At 70.2% G+C, this 897-nt stretch carries 1 protein-coding gene; it reads right to left on the reverse strand.

Features of this window, described 5'->3' with window-relative positions:
• Positions 1–32 precede the first annotated feature (32 nt).
• Positions 33–377 carry a hypothetical protein gene (locus ACH9EU_RS14225; protein ID WP_396414570.1) on the reverse strand — a complete coding sequence of 115 codons (345 nt, stop codon included), beginning with the start codon at positions 375–377 and terminating at the stop codon, positions 33–35.
• Positions 378–897 lie beyond the last annotated feature (520 nt).

Raw genomic sequence — 897 nt, forward strand, 5'->3', positions numbered from 1 at the left:
GCGCCGCTGGCGGCGCCGTGCGTTCCGGGCGGTCAGGAGAGCGGGTCCCCGCCGCCGTGGAAGGAGTCGTTGCTCGAGTCGATCTCGTCCTCGAACGCGGGGTCCTCGGGGACGTCGAGATCCTCCAGCGCCTCGCCCAGCGCCGGCTCCTCCGGCGGCACCTGCTCGTCCCCGGCCTCGTAGCGGGCCTCCGCCGTCTCGTCGCGCAGCTGCTGCTCCGAGGGGACCTCGGGGTGCTCGGGGTCGGCGCGCCCGTCCGAGACCTCGGCCTCCGGGGTCCGGACGAGCGGGTCGTCGCGCCAGTGCTCGGGGTCGGTCTCCGCGGCGCCCTCGTAGGTGTCGGGCTCCTCCGGCAGGTCTTCCGGTGAGGTGCTCATCTGCTGTCCTTTCGGTTCGCGGGAACACGGATGCCATCAGCCTACGCACCACCTCCCGCACCGCTCGTGGACCCGCTCGGGCACGGCCCGACGGTGACCCGCGGCCCGGGCCCGGGGCCGCCGGAGGGACGGGACCGGCGCCCGGAACGGGCACCCGCGGACCGTTTTGACCGGCTCCGGGAGCGTGTGTAATGTAATCCGGGTCGCCGCAGGGGACGCGAGAGATCGCCCCGTACGGTGACGACGACCTCCGGTCGAAACACCCACCCACTCTTCGTCGAGCCGAAGCCCGCTGCGCGGGGGACGGCGATTTGCGAGGGAGGAACGGGGTGGATAGGCTGGAGAGGTTGCCCCGGGCAGGAGCGAGAGATCGCCGGGCCGGGACGACAAAAAATCATCGACGGCGTCCGGGGCCAGTTCCGGGACGATCGGTCTGTTGTTTGAGAACTCAATAGTGTGCCATGTTTGTTGATACCGGATTTTTTTCGGTTGATTGTGTTGTCGCCGTTCCGCCTCCGTG

The organism is Kocuria rhizosphaerae, from assembly GCF_044462265.1.
Classification (GTDB): domain Bacteria; phylum Actinomycetota; class Actinomycetes; order Actinomycetales; family Micrococcaceae; genus Kocuria; species Kocuria rhizosphaerae.

Excerpts from the sequence above, each read along its gene's own strand:
- ACH9EU_RS14225 (WP_396414570.1), bottom strand. The coding sequence starts at position 377 with ATGAGCACCTCACCGGAAGACCTGCCGGAGGAGCCCGACACCTACGAG.